This window comes from Actinomadura scrupuli (assembly GCF_050971785.1).
Classification (GTDB): Bacteria; Actinomycetota; Actinomycetes; order Streptosporangiales; family Streptosporangiaceae; genus Actinomadura_E; species Actinomadura_E scrupuli.
Window position 1 is genome coordinate 1,044,642 of record NZ_JBPCCU010000002.1, and the last position, 12,279, is coordinate 1,056,920.

The 12,279-nt window shown below is 71.2% G+C and carries 12 protein-coding genes; 5 read left to right on the top strand and 7 right to left on the bottom strand.

All coding sequences use genetic code 11. The features are described from left to right. Positions 1-10: 10 nt before the first annotated feature. Positions 11-1,165 (bottom strand): Mrp/NBP35 family ATP-binding protein, encoded by a 1,155-nt coding sequence (locus tag ACRYCC_RS12535; protein ID WP_433811453.1) that lies wholly within the window; start codon positions 1,163-1,165, stop codon positions 11-13. Between the two features lie 129 nt (positions 1,166-1,294). On the opposite strand from ACRYCC_RS12535, the gene ACRYCC_RS12540 reads away from it, so the two are divergent. Then, on the top strand, positions 1,295-1,777 hold the full coding sequence (locus ACRYCC_RS12540; RefSeq protein ID WP_433812160.1) for a MarR family winged helix-turn-helix transcriptional regulator: 483 nt from the start codon (positions 1,295-1,297) through the stop codon (positions 1,775-1,777). A 42-nt stretch (positions 1,778-1,819) separates the two neighbouring features. Here the strand turns inward: ACRYCC_RS12540 and ACRYCC_RS12545 are convergent, their stop codons facing one another. Continuing rightward, on the bottom strand, positions 1,820-2,329 hold the full coding sequence (locus ACRYCC_RS12545) for a DUF1003 domain-containing protein (RefSeq protein WP_433811455.1): 510 nt from the start codon (positions 2,327-2,329) through the stop codon (positions 1,820-1,822). Continuing rightward, entirely contained in the window at positions 2,326-3,672 is a 1,347-nt protein-coding gene (locus tag ACRYCC_RS12550) for a magnesium transporter MgtE N-terminal domain-containing protein (RefSeq protein WP_433811457.1), read from the bottom strand. Before ACRYCC_RS12550 ends, ACRYCC_RS12545 begins: the two co-directional genes overlap by 4 nt. Before the next feature lie 122 nt (positions 3,673-3,794). Between ACRYCC_RS12550 and sigJ the strand changes: the two genes are divergently transcribed. Further along, a complete protein-coding gene (gene sigJ, locus ACRYCC_RS12555) occupies positions 3,795-4,697 on the top strand; it encodes an RNA polymerase sigma factor SigJ (RefSeq protein ID WP_433811459.1) in 903 nt (300 codons plus the stop codon). Between the two features lie 15 nt (positions 4,698-4,712). Here the strand turns inward: sigJ and ACRYCC_RS12560 are convergent, their stop codons facing one another. Both ACRYCC_RS12560 and ACRYCC_RS12565 read right to left on the bottom strand, forming a co-directional pair. Continuing rightward, positions 4,713-5,228, bottom strand: coding sequence for a hypothetical protein (locus tag ACRYCC_RS12560; RefSeq protein ID WP_433811461.1), 516 nt, complete (start codon positions 5,226-5,228; stop codon positions 4,713-4,715). A 67-nt stretch (positions 5,229-5,295) separates the two neighbouring features. Further along, on the bottom strand, positions 5,296-6,222 hold the full coding sequence (locus ACRYCC_RS12565) for an oxidoreductase (protein WP_433811463.1): 927 nt from the start codon (positions 6,220-6,222) through the stop codon (positions 5,296-5,298). A gap of 147 nt (positions 6,223-6,369) precedes the next feature. On the opposite strand from ACRYCC_RS12565, the gene ACRYCC_RS12570 reads away from it, so the two are divergent. From ACRYCC_RS12570 to ACRYCC_RS12580, 3 genes are all read left to right on the top strand, one after another. Then, complete coding sequence (locus tag ACRYCC_RS12570) at positions 6,370-6,975, top strand: TetR family transcriptional regulator (protein ID WP_433811465.1); 606 nt, start codon at positions 6,370-6,372, stop codon at positions 6,973-6,975. A gap of 123 nt (positions 6,976-7,098) precedes the next feature. After that, complete coding sequence (locus ACRYCC_RS12575) at positions 7,099-8,037, top strand: HpcH/HpaI aldolase/citrate lyase family protein (RefSeq protein ID WP_433811467.1); 939 nt, start codon at positions 7,099-7,101, stop codon at positions 8,035-8,037. A gap of 13 nt (positions 8,038-8,050) precedes the next feature. Beyond that, positions 8,051-9,481, top strand: a complete 1,431-nt coding sequence (locus ACRYCC_RS12580; protein WP_433811469.1) for a CPBP family intramembrane glutamic endopeptidase — start codon at positions 8,051-8,053, stop codon at positions 9,479-9,481. 124 nt (positions 9,482-9,605) lie between these two features. Here ACRYCC_RS12580 and ACRYCC_RS12585 read toward each other — a convergent pair whose 3' ends face one another. After that, positions 9,606-11,027, bottom strand: coding sequence for a S28 family serine protease (locus ACRYCC_RS12585; RefSeq protein ID WP_433811471.1), 1,422 nt, complete (start codon positions 11,025-11,027; stop codon positions 9,606-9,608). Positions 11,028-11,157: 130 nt separating this feature from the next. Continuing rightward, entirely contained in the window at positions 11,158-12,273 is a 1,116-nt protein-coding gene (locus ACRYCC_RS12590; RefSeq protein ID WP_433811473.1) for an AAA family ATPase, read from the bottom strand. Positions 12,274-12,279 lie beyond the last annotated feature (6 nt).

Consider the following 12,279-nt stretch of genomic DNA (forward strand, 5'->3'; position numbering starts at 1 on the left):
GGCTCCGGGATCAGCTCCTGGGGCGGCCGCCGCCGATCGGGGTGACGCCGAGGGACATGCCCAGCAGGCCACGGGAACGGCCGGCGAGCTTGTCGGCGATGGTCCGCAGCTCCTTGGCGGCCGCGGCGTCCGGGTCGGACAGCACCAGCGGCATGCCCTCGTCGCCGCCCTCGCGCAGCCGCTTGTCGATCGGCACCTGGCCGAGCAGCGACACCCGGGCGCCCAGCGTCTTGGTGAGCGCGTCCGCCACCGTCTGGCCGCCGCCCGAGCCGAAGATCTCGTTGCGCTCGCCGCAGTGGTCGCAGAGCAGGTAGGACATGTTCTCGATCACACCGACGACCTGCTGGTGGGTCTGCGCGGCGATGGCGCCCGCCCGCTCGGCGACCTCCGCGGCGGCCTGCTGCGGGGTGGTCACCACCAGGATCTCCGCCGACGGCAGCAGCTGCGCCACCGAGATGGCGATGTCGCCGGTGCCCGGGGGGAGGTCCATCAGCAGGATGTCCAGGTCGCCCCAGTAGACGTCGGCGAGGAACTGCTGGAGCGCCCGGTGCAGCATCGGCCCGCGCCAGACGACGGGCTGGTTGCCGGAGGTGAACATGCCGACCGAGATCACCTTCACGTCGTGGGACGACGGCGGCATGATCATGTCTTCGACCTTGGTCGGGGAGCCCTGCACGCCCAGCATGCGCGGGATCGAGTGACCGTAGATGTCGGCGTCGACGACGCCGACCTTGAGGCCGGACGTGGCCAGGGCCGCAGCCAGGTTGACGGTGACCGAGGACTTGCCCACCCCGCCCTTGCCGCTCGCCACGGCGTACACCTTGGTGAGCGAGCCGGCCTTGGCGAACGGGATCTCCTTGGCCGCCTCGCCGCCGCGCAGCTTGGTCTGGAGGTCCTTGCGCTGCTCCTCGCTCATGACGTCCAGGTCGACCTGGACGGAGGTCACGCCCTCCAGCCGCGAGACGGCGGCCGTCACGTCCTTGATGATCCGGTCACGCATGGGGCAGCCGGCCACGGTGAGGTAGACGCCGACCTGCACCGTGCCGTCCGGCGCGATGTCGACTGTCTTGACCATGTCGAGGTCGGTGATAGGGCGGCGGATCTCTGGGTCGTTGACCGTCGCGAGCGCCGCGGTCACCTGCTCGATCGTCAATGGGGAGGCCATACCGCCATGGTACGAACTCAACGGCCGACCCGGCGAATCCAGTGTGTCCCCAATGAACCGCCATAAGTCGGGAATGTGACCCGGCCGATCGCGAAGGTTCATGGAACCTTCTACGATCGGCACGTGACGATGTTGTCTGAGCTTGGAGCCGGCGGCCGGATCTCGCCGGAGGAGCTGTCGGTCTGGCGGACGCTCCTGCGCGTGCAGGCCCAGGTCTCCAGGCACCTCCACAACGATCTGCTGGCCCAGCACGACCTCGCGCTCGGCTCGTACGACGTGCTGCTGCACCTCGCCGGGTCGGAGGACGGCCGGCTGCGGATGAACGACCTCGCCGACCGGGTGCTGCTCTCGCGCAGCGGGCTCACCCGGCTGGTCGACCGCCTGCAGCGGGAGGGACTCGTCGAGCGGGAGTCCTGCTCGAGCGACGCCCGGGGGCTGTTCGCCGTGCTCACCCCGGCCGGCCGGGAGCGCGTGCTGACCGCCACGCCCACCCATCAGCAGGGCGTGCGCGCCCAGGTGCTGAGCAAGCTGAACCGTGAGGAGCTGCGCCAGCTCGGCGCCATCCTGGACAAGCTCGCCGACGATGACGCCCACCGGCACTCCGCCGCCTGACCGGTCCGGCCGGCGCGCCGCGTGATCATTCTGATCACCTGATCATTTCGGCGCGACGTCCTCGTCCGGATGCTGACCGTCGAGTTCCTTGATCATCTGCTGGAGTTCCGACCTCAGGAAGTCGCGGGTCGCCACCTCGCTGAGGGCCAGGCGGAGGCCGGCGATCTCCCTGGTGAGGTACTCGGTGTCGGCGATGCTGGCCTCGTCACGCGCCCGGTCCTGTTCGTACTGGACGCGGTCGCGGTCGTCCTGGCGGTTCTGGGCGAGCAGGATCAGCGGCGCCGCGTACGAGGCCTGCAGCGACAGCATCAGGGTCAGGAAGATGAACGGGTACGGGTCGAACTGCCAGCCGGCCGGGGCGAAGACGTTCCAGGTCAGCCACAGCGCGACGAAGACCGTCATGTAGACGAGGAACCGGGCCGTGCCGAGGAACCGGGCGATCCGCTCGGAGACCTTGCCGAAGGCCTCCGGGTCGTAGTGCGGCCGGGGCAGCAGTGTCCGGCGGCTCTCCAGCGGCTGGTCCAGCCGGCCGTACCGCGGGGTGGCGCTCACGGCGCCTCGCCTCCCTCGGCCGCGGCCGCCTGGCTGCGGAGGGCCTCCTCCTCCGGATCGACCCCCTCCTCACCGCTGGTGTCCATGAGCGTCTCCCGCCAGTCCTCCGGCAGCAGGTGGTCGAGGACGTCGTCGACGGTGACCGCTCCCAGCAGCCGCCCGTTGTCGTCCACCACCGCCACCGCCACCAGGTTGTAGGTCGCCAGGTAACTCGCCACCGCCTCCAGCGACAGCTTGGGGCGCAGTGGGTTGAGCTCGCTGTCCACCACCCCGCTGACCAGCGAGGCGGGCGGCTCGCGCAGCAGCCGCTGGAAGTGCACGGTGCCGAGATAGCGGCCGGTCGGCGTCTCGGTCGGCGGCCGGCAGACGTACACCTGGGCGGCGAGCGCCGGATTCAGATCGGGATTGCGGATCATCGCCAGGGCCTCGGCGACGGTCGCGTCCGGCGGCACCACGAGCGGCTCGGTGGTCATCAGCCCGCCCGCGGTGTTGTCGGCGTACGAGAGCAGCCGTCGCACCGGGGCGGCCTCCTCCGGCTCCATCAGCGTCAGCAGCTGCTCACGCTGATCGGACGGCAGCCCGGCCAGCAGGTCGGCGGCGTCGTCGGGCCCCATGGCCTCCAGCACGTCCGCGGCCCGGTCGGAGTCGAGCTTGCCCAGGATCTCCACCTGGTCGTCCTCGGGCAGCTCCTCCAGGATGTCGGCCAGCCGCTCGTCGTCGAGGGCCGCCGCCACCTCCGAGCGCCGCTTGGGGGTCAGCTCGTGGATGACGTTGGCCAGATCCGCCGGCTTGAGCCGTTCGAAGGCCGCGATGAGGCTGGCCGCGCCCTGGCCCTCCTCGGCCACCAGGAAGCCCTGCAGGGACTCCCAGTCGACCACGTAGGTCTCGCCGCGGCGGCGCCGCAGGCCGCGGCCGGTGTTGCGGCGCACGGCGACCTTGGTGATGAGCCAGTCGCGGCTGCGGGTCTGCTCCATGGCGACGTCGACCACAAGGAGCCGCTCGCCGGTCTCGACCAGCTCCACGGAGCGGTCCAGCATCTCGCCCAGCACCTGGGTCTCGGACTCGCGGGGCTGGTAGCGGCGCATGTTGAGACGGCCGTCGAAGATGATCGCGTTGGAGTCGATCGTGGTCACCCGGGTGATGGGCACGAACACCGGCCGCCGCGGCTGCACCTCGACCACCAGTCCCAGCACCCGGGGCGGCTTGCCCCGCACCCGGAGCGACACGACGACGTCGCGTACGCGTCCCACCTGGTCGCCGGCCGGGTCGAAGACCGCGACCCCGGCGAGCCGGGCGAGGAAGACCCTGGTCGGCGTGCCGTTCATGTGCTTGAGGTTACCCATGATCACCACTCCCCTCAGAACGGCGGTGGCTTTCGCCCGGCCGGATGGGCCGGGCGGGGGCGGGGTGAGAGGGTGGGACCGGACGACGAGGAGAGCGCGAGGCTGAACAGGAGGCCGCAACGATGGTGAGTGACTCCGCCGCCCAGGTGTTCGAAGAGCACCGGAGCCTGCTCTTCGCCGTGGCGTACCGCATGCTCGGCACGGTGGCCGACTCGGAGGACGTCGTGCAGGACGCCTGGCTGAGATGGTCGGCCGTGGACCGGCCGGAGGTCGCGGAGCCGAAGGCCTACCTCGTCCGGATCGTCTCCAACCTCGCCCTGGACCGCCTGCGCTCGGCGCAGGTGCGCAGGGAGTCCTACGTCGGGCCCTGGCTTCCCGAACCCCTGCTCACCTCACCCGACGTGGCCGAGGACGCCGAGAGGGCGGAGTCGGTGTCGATGGCGATGCTCGTGGTGCTGGAAACCCTCACCCCGCTCGAACGCGCGGTCTTCGTGCTCCACGAGGTCTTCGGCTTCCCCTTCGGTGAGATCGCGCAGACCCTGGACCGCTCGGAGACCTCGGTGCGCCAGCTCGGCCACCGGGCCCGCGAGCACGTACAGGCGCGCCGTCCCCGGTTCGAGCCCGGCCTCGAGCAGCGGCGCGCGGCGACCGAGCGGTTCTTCGCCGCCGCCCTGGGCGGCGATCTCAATCAGCTGATGGCGGTGCTGGCGCCGGACGTCACGCTGTGGACCGACGGCGGCGGCAAGGTGCGCGCCGCGCTGCGCACGATCTCGGGCGCGGACAAGGTTGCCCGCTGGCTGGTGTCGGTCTCCGACCAGGAGTACGCGGGGGTCCAGCCGGGCGACATGCGGTTCCGCAACGCCGACATCAACGGGGTGCCCGGCATCGTGATCGACGGGCCGGCCGGCCCGATCACGGCCATCACGGTCGACGTCGACGACCTCGGCCGGGTGCTCGCCGTCCATCTGGTGGCCAACCCCGACAAACTGGGTTCCCTGACCGAGGGCCGCGAGCTGCCCCTGTGACGCCCGGCGCCGGGCTCAGCGGTCCACCTTGCGGCGCCTGCCGCCGACCATGAACGGGCCGGCCGGCGCGGTGGTGGCCGGCGAGGGCACCGGGCGTACGGTCGCGTAGTCGTCGGGCTGCCGGCCGGGGACCTCGGTCACCTCGCCGGTCGGGGTGAGCCGGACGACGTACGACTCCTCCGCCCACCGCTCCGCCTGCCCCTCGTGGGCGGCCGCGTTGAGGCGCTCCTTGGCGAGCAACGGCACGACGGTCTCCCATTCCGCACTGCCCGGCTCGACCAGGCGCACCGCCGCCACCCAGGTGACCAGCCTGCCGCCCTTGTCCTTGCTGGGCACGGTCACCGGCACGGTCTCGGCCTCGGGCAGGCCCGGGAGCGGCTGCTCGCCCTCACCGCCGGTCAGCACGTAGACGGAATCGTCGTGCGCGACGTGCCAGGCGGCGCGCGGCTGCGGCAGCCCGGGCAGCCCGATCCACAGGATCCCCGACCTCTTGACGGCCTCCTTGATCAGGGCCGCCTCCGGCTCGCTCATACCGGGCAGCGTCTCACATCGCGGCCTCGCCGGAGCGGGGAGGTGGCCAGGCGCGGGCGGGAGGGGGCTACGCGGGGGCGGGGAGGGGGAACCGCACGCCGGTGAGGTCCTCCGACACGTCCCACAGCCGCCGGGCGGTCTCGGGGTCTTTGGCCGACTCCACGGGCTGGACGACCCGGGGGTGCCCCCGGCTCTCGCCGAGCCGGTCGGGGCCGATGAACTGACCGCTCTCCGCCTCCGGGGCGGTGGCCGCGTAGAGCTGGTCGAGGGCTCCCATGCGCACATGCTGGGCCATGAGCGCGTTGCCGACCTTCCCCAGGAGGTTCAGCAGGCCGGTCGGGCCGCTGCTCTGCAGGTTCGTGGCCGAGTAGCCGGGATGGGCCAGCAGGCTGCGCACCGGCGAGCCGCTCGCCCGGAGCCTGCGGTCCAGTTCCAGGCCGAACAGGACGTTGGCGAACTTCGACTGCGCATAGAACCTGGTGGGGGAGTAAGAGCGCTCGCCGGTGAGGTCGTCGAAGTCGATGGACCCGCGTCTGTGCAGGCTCGAGCTCACGGTCACCACCCGTGGGTCCCGGCCCTTGGCGAGGGTCTCCAGCAGGAGCCCGGTGAGCGCGAAATGCCCCAGGTGGTTGGTGGCGAACTGCAGCTCGAAGCCCTGCTTGGTCAGCGAACGCGGCGGCATCATGATCCCGGCATTGTTGACCAGGACGTCGACTTGGACGCGGTCGGCGACGAGGCTCTCGGCGAGGGCGCGTACCGAGTCCAGGTCGGACAGGTCGAGCAGCCTCAGCTCGATGCTCGCGCCGGGCTGTCCGGCGGTGAGCTCGGCCATGGCCGTCCGGCCCTTGGCCTCGCTGCGGGCAGTCATGATCACTTGCGCGCCGTGCAGGGAGAGCTGCCGGGCCGTCTCGTGACCGAGGCCGCTGTTGGCCCCCGTGACGAGGAAGGTCCTGCCGGTCTGGTCGGGGATCTGGTCTGCGGTCCAGCGGCTCATGCCGCCTCCTCATGCCAAGTCATCGGGGAACGGGTCGGGGGGTCCGAACGATGTGTGCACAGCCTGGCAACTCTGGCACTGAGTGTCAAGACAGGCATGGAGCGCCTTGCCCGGCACCGAGTGTGCGCAGATTGGTATAGTGCGTGGGTGCGGACCAGGCCAGAGACGATGGAGACGCTGAGCCTCGCCGAGCGCAAGCGGCAGCTGGTGCGCGACGAGCTGGGCCACGCAGCTCTGGTGCTGCTGGCCGCACAGGGCTTCGAGGCCACCACCATCGACCAGATCGTGGCCGCGGCCGGGGTGTCCCGGCGGACGTTCTTCCGCTACTTCAGGTCCAAGGAAGACGTGATCCTTGAGTTCCTCGCCGACGTGGGCGCCGACGTCTGCGCGGAGCTGGCGGGCCGGCCGCCCCGGGAGAGCCCGGGGACCGCGCTGCGCGAAGCCCTGACGGTCGCGGTGGAGACCTTCACCGAGCATCCGGGCAAATCGCTGGCGCTGGCCAGGCTCACCATGGAGACGCCCGCGCTGCACGCCCGGTATCTCGACCGGCAGGCAGGGCTGCAACGGGACCTCGCGGCGGTGATCGCTCGCCGGCAGGGGACCGATCCCGACACCGACATGGGCCCGGCGGTCTTCGCGGGCATGGCGCTCACCGCCTTCGACATCGCCCTCACGCGCTGGGCCCGGCAGGACGGGGCGGAGGAGCTGCGGGCCCTGGTCGACCAGGCCTTCGCGCTCGCCCGCCTCACCTGAGCTCCGATCTCTCCCCGGTCGCTCGGCAGGCATCGATCGGACCTTCGCCCCTGGCGGGCTCGCCGGGCGCCCGGCTGGATAGCATCCGGGCCGTACGCACTTCGCGAGGTGAGAGGCCCGGTCATGCGTTCTCGTCGTTCCACCCTGGCGGTGCCGGGCAGCAACCCGCGGTTCCTGGAGAAGGCCCAGGGACTGCCCGCCGACGAGATCTTCCTCGACCTGGAGGACGCCGTCGCCCCCTCGGAGAAGGACGAGGCGCGCAAGAACGTCGTCGCCGCGCTCAACGAGGGCGACTGGAGCGGGAAGATCCGGGCGGTCCGCGTCAACGACCTGTCCACCCAGTGGACGTACCGCGACGTCATCGACGTCGTCGAGGGCGCCGGCGCCGGGCTCGACTGCCTCATCCTGCCCAAGGTGCAGGGCGCCGCCGACGTCCAGTGGCTGGATCGGCTGCTCAGCCAGCTGGAACAGGCCATCGGCCTGCCCGCCGGGGGCATCGGCATCGAAGCCCAGATCGAGGACGCCCGGGGGCTGACCGCCATCGACGAGATCGCGGCCGCCTCGCCCCGGCTGGAAACGCTGATCTTCGGTCCCGGTGACCTCATGGCCTCGCTCAACATGAAGAGCCTGGTCGTGGGCGAGCAGCCGCCCGGCTACACCGAGGGCGACGCCTACCACCACATCCTGATGCGCATCCTGGTGGCGGCCCGGGCGCGGGACCTCCAGGCCATCGACGGCCCCTACTTCAACGTCCGCGACGTGGCGGCGTTCACGCGGGTGGCACGCCGCTCGGCCGCCCTGGGTTTCGACGGCAAGTGGGTCCTGCACCCCTCGCAGGTCGAGGCGGCCAACGAGGTCTACGCCCCGGCCCAGGACGACTACGACCACGCGGAGCTGATCCTGGAGGCGTACGAGTACTACACGACGGTCGAGCGACGCGGTGCCGCCATGCTGGGCGACGAGATGATCGATGAGGCGTCGCGGAAGATGGCGCTGGTCATCGCGGCCAAGGGGCGGGCGGCCGGGCTCACGAGGGCCAAGACGTTCGAGCCTCCCGCATAGTCTGGTCCACATCATGGACACGCCTGAGCCCTGGGCCTCGCCCGACCCCGGCCCACCGCAGCGATCGGACCCACCCGCGGGCTCACCGTTCCCGCCGTACGCCCCGGCACCGCCCGAGGGCCCGGCGGCGCATGACGCCCACCGGCCCCAGCCGTACGCCTCCTACGCGCCGCAGCAGGCGCCGCAGCAGGCGCCGCAGGGGTACCCGCCGGAGTCCGGGTGGCCGGTGGAAGAGGGGCAGCGGCCCGCCGACGGGTACCCGCCGCAGCCGTACGGCGGCCATCCGCCCTACGGCCCCGGGCCGTACGGACCCCCGCAACCGCCGTACGGGCCGGGACATCCCTACGGGCCGGGCCAGTACGCGCCGGGACAGTACGCGCCAGGACAGCCCTACGGCCCACCGCCGTACGGGCCGGGACAGCCGTACGCCCCGGGCCAGTACGGGCCGAGCCAGCCGTACGGGCCGCCGGGATACGGGCAGCGGCAGCCGTGGGTGGTGGCGGCTCCGCCGGGCACGCCGTACCAGCGGCTGGCCAGGACCGCGCTGCACCGCTGGTGGCGGCCGATCGTCGGCACCGTGTTCCTGCTCGTCACCGGCCTGGTGGTGGTCGCCGCGGTCATGATCGTCTCGCTGGCCGTGTACGTGGCGTCGACCGGCCACGGCCCGACGGGCAGCGGGGAATCGATCTTCCAGAACGCCACCGCCGATCTCGCCTTCCAGCTCGTCACGCTGGGCGTCCTCACCCCGGTGGTGCTGCTGACGGTCTGGGTGGTGCAGCGCAGACCGGTCGGCAGCGTGGCCTCGGTGACCGGCCGGCTGCGCTGGAGATGGCTGCTGATCTGCTGCGGGCTCGCGGTCGGCTTCTGTGCGGCCGAGTTCGCCGCGTCCTACGCGGTCACCGCCGCCTTCACCGACGAGGCCCTCAGCGCGCCCAAATGGGCGGGCTGGGGGACCTTCCTGCTGCCGGCCCTGGTGATCGTGCTGCTGGTGCCGTTCCAGTCCACGGCCGAGGAGTTCGTGTTCCGCGGCTGGTTCGTCCAGGCGATCGCGGGCAGCACCCTGGAGACCCGGACGGGGCCGGTCGGCCGGGCGCTGAGCGTGGTGTTCCGCACGCCGTGGCCGGCCGTCGTCATCAGTGCCGCGCTCTTCACCTCCGGCCACGGCTACACCGGCTGGGCGATGCTCGACACGTTCCTGTTCGGCGTGCTCGCCGGCTGGCTGGTGGTGCGGACCGGCGGTCTGGAGGCCGGTATCGCCCTGCACGTGCTCAACAACCTGATGGCCTTCATGCTGCCCGCCGCGGCCGGTGACCTGGCCTCTTCGATGAAGCAGGGCGGGGCGCCCTGGTACGCGCTGCTGTCCGACGCCGTACCGCTCGCCCTCTACGGCCTGGCGGTCGTGCTGGTGGCCCGCCGCCTCAAGGTCGCGACCGTCAGCACCTGACCGGGCCCGGGTCCGGGGCCCGGGCCTGGACGACGCGGGCCACCCGGGCGACCCGGCCCGGACAGCGCGACGGCGTGGCCCCGCGTCACCGCGAGACCACGCCGTCAGGTGGCGTTCTGACCGGCTAGAGCCGTGCCCGCTTGTCGAGCAGCGGGTCGTAGCCGTCCACCGGGGCCACGAGCCGCTTGGCGGCCGGTGCTCCCTGGGCCGGCAGCCCCGCCCAGCGCAACAGGGCCCCGACGGCCTCGTCCTTCTGCGCCGCAGGCAGGACCGACATCAGGGATCCGCTGTGCCGCTGGCCGGCGACCGAGTACCAGTACGAGTCCTTGGTGCCCGGGCCGAGCCGGAACGGCTTGGTGCCCCATGGGTCGTTGCCGCCGTAGAGGAACATCAGGTGGCTGCCCTTGCTCTTCACCCAGTGGTCGATGTCGGGCATCGCCCCGTAGTCGAAACCGGGTACCCGGATGCTCTTCGGGATGAAGGTCCGGGAGGTGTCGAGCCCCTGCGGGTAGTGCAGGCCCTTCAGGTAGGCGGTCGACGGGTCGGGCTCACCGAGCTGGGTGGCCGCCTGGTAGTAGTACGGCACGAACTCGGCGAGGTTCTCGTCGGTGTTGCCCAGGAACGGAACGTTGGCGTCGATGTAGTCGAAGAGCGTCTGCGTCGAGGCGGTGCGGTCCGGGACGTTGGCGCACTCGCTCTCCAGGTTGTACTGCCACCAGCCCCAGCGGAAGTCGATGACCGTGACCTCGAAGCTCTTGTCGATGGAGCCGAGGGTGGTGAGGTGCATTCCGGACGCCGCGAGCTGGGCGGCGATCAGCTTCTCGAACTCCTCGCGCCGGTCGAGCGCCTCCTGCTGGACCCCTTCCAGCTTCGCCCGGCACTCCGGTGTCCCCACCGTGTCGAAGAAGCGGTCATAGGGCTTGTTGTCCCACTTGTCGGGGTTGTTCGGCGCCACATAGGCGACCGTGCCGTCCACGTCGCGGGGGTAGAAGCGGTGGTGGTAGACCGAGGTCATGCCGCCCTTGCTGCCACCGGTCGAGATCCACTTGCCCTTGTAGATCTTCTTGAGCGCCTGGACGATCACATGGTGGTCGGTCGCCGCCTGCCAGATGTTCAGCTTCGACCAGTCGGTCGGCTCCGGGCGCGAGGGGGTGAAGTACCGCTGCTCGACCGCGATCTGGTCGGCATCGAGGAGCTTCGTCGGCTCGGAGCGGTAGTACGGGGGCGTGTACAGGTCGTAGCCGGTGGCGAACAGCACCACCGGGCGGTTCACCGACTTGTGCAGGATCCGGATCCGCTGCTCGAAGGTGCCCTTGCTCGGGTGCCGGTGGTCGACCGCCTGCTTGAAGGTCAGCTCGTAGTAGTGCTGGTCCGGGACCTCCGGCAGGACGGTGTCCGTCGTGAGCGTGACGCCCCTGATCGCCTTGAGCTGGGTCGCGATGTCGTCGTCCGCTGGCTTCGGCGACGCGTGCGCTGTGGCGCCGGTGCCGACGAGCCCCACTGTCAGGAGGGCCGCCAGGGTCAATCGGGGGGTGATGCGCCGCATCCTTGTCCTCTCCTCAGGTTCAGGATCGGTGCGAACCTAGGGCGAGGCGTCTAACCAAAAATAGATAGATATCGCTGTTGTTACCGTTTTGTTCTCTATGGCCTAACAAACATATTTTTCCCCGAATTTGTTAGTGGTGGACGGGCGGGCGCAGCGGCTCGGTGAAGTCCCAGCCCGCGTCGATCAGGGCGGCTATGGCACCGGTGGCGGCGGCCATACGGTCGTCGTGGGACCCCGTGACGACCAGGTGGGGGAGCCCCCGGCGGGAGAGCTCCGCGCGGAAACGGCCGGACATCCACTCCCGGATCGACTCGCCGTCCCGCCAGCCGTCCTGCTCGAACGGCACGCCGGCGGTGTCGGTGAGGATCCACAGGGCGTGCGGGGCCCGCTCGTGCACCCGTTCGACCGAGGGAGCGGGCGCGTCCAGATAGCGCTCGTGCCAGATCGCGGTGGCGAGGGCGTCGGTGTCACAGATCAGCAGCGGAGATCCCGACCGCGCGGCGGCGTCCTCCAGTGCCAGCTGGCGCTCGGCGATCAGCGTGAACTCCCCGGAGGACCACGGCAGATCCCCGATCCACAGTGCCGGGTCCGCGCGGCGGGCCGCGCTGAGCTTCTCCTCGCAGTAGGTCCGGCCGTACTCCGGTACCCACCGCGTCGCGGCCCAGGGGCCACCGGCGGCCGCGTAGTGCGCGGCCAGTGCGCGCGCCAGCGTCGTGGTGCCGGATGACTCCGCGCCCACCACGACCACTCGCCGGGCGAGATACCCCCGTACGGGCGGGGACAGCCACTGCCAGCAGGCCACCGGGTCGGCGCGTACGGCGCTGCCGCTCACCGGGAAGCGGTCCCGGGGCGGATCCACCGGCACGTGCACGGCGGAGAACCGGCGGGCGAGCTCCGCCCCGTACTCCTCCGAGCTGAACACGGCGTCGACGGCGGGCACGTCCACGCCGAGCCCCGACAGCGAGGCCAGCCCGGCCCGGAAGACCTCCACGTGGGCCGACCAGATCGCATCGGACGCGTAGTCGATCTCGATGTCGTCGACCACCGGGACGATCTCGACCGAGGGCTGCGGGTGCGTCTCGCGCAGCCACGCCACCCGGTCCGCCGGCGGAATGCTCTCGACGCTCGCCGCGGCGCAGATCACCGTGAGGCGCTCGCAGGCGGCCGCGGCGGTGTCGATCAGATGATGGTGGCCGGCGTGCGGCGGATAGAACTTGCCGATCACCAGGCCATGCCGGTGCCTCACGTGGGC